At 57.9% G+C, this 881-nt stretch carries 1 protein-coding gene; it reads left to right on the forward strand.

Features of this window, described 5'->3' with window-relative positions; all coding sequences use genetic code 11:
• Positions 1 to 881: aspartate kinase (locus A3730_RS27235; RefSeq protein WP_063539346.1), on the forward strand; the 881-nt coding region annotated here is incomplete at both ends.

Here is an 881-nt window from a genome sequence, read left to right on the forward strand (position 1 = left end):
GCTCCTATACAGGTAGCCAGATTCCCCTGCGTACGGACAACACCTACTCCAAAGCCCGCATCGAAGAAATCGACGACAAGAAAGTTCGCGCCGATCTTGATGGTGGCAGTGTGGTGGTCGTGGCCGGTTTCCAGGGCGTCGATGGTGACGGCAACATTACCACGCTGGGCCGTGGTGGCTCTGATACCACCGCTGTGGCTTTGGCTGCTGCGCTGAAAGCGGACGAGTGCCAGATCTATACGGATGTGGATGGTGTTTACACCACTGACCCGCGAGTAGTGGATAACGCCCGCCGTCTGGACAGCATTACTTTCGAGGAAATGCTGGAAATGGCCAGCCAGGGCTCCAAGGTCCTGCAGATCCGCTCTGTGGAATTCGCCGGCAAATACAATGTGCCGCTGCGTGTTTTGTCCAGTTTCCAGGATGGCCCTGGGACACTTATTACCGTCGAAGACGAGGTTGATATGGAAAAGCCGGTAATCTCCGGAATTGCCTTTACCCGTGATGAAGCCAAGATCATCGTGCGTGGCGCCCCGGACACCCCGGGTATTGCCTACAAGATCCTCGGCCCGGTAAGCGCAGAGAACATCGAAGTGGACATGATCGTGCAGAACGTGGGTAAGGACGGCGCTGCCGACTTCACCTTCACCGTGCACCGCAACGATTTCGCCCGTGCCCAGGAAGCCCTGCGTAACGCCTCCGAAGAGCTGGGCAACCCGGAAATCATCGGTGACGACAAGATCGCCAAGGTCTCCCTGGTGGGTGTGGGCATGCGCTCTCACGCGGGCGTGGCGTCCAAGATGTTCGAAGCCCTGGCCACTGAAGGGGTGAACATCGAGATGATTTCCACCTCCGAGATCAAGGTGTCCGTGGTCATTGCC

It is taken from the genome of Alcanivorax sp. HI0044 (genome assembly GCF_001634945.1).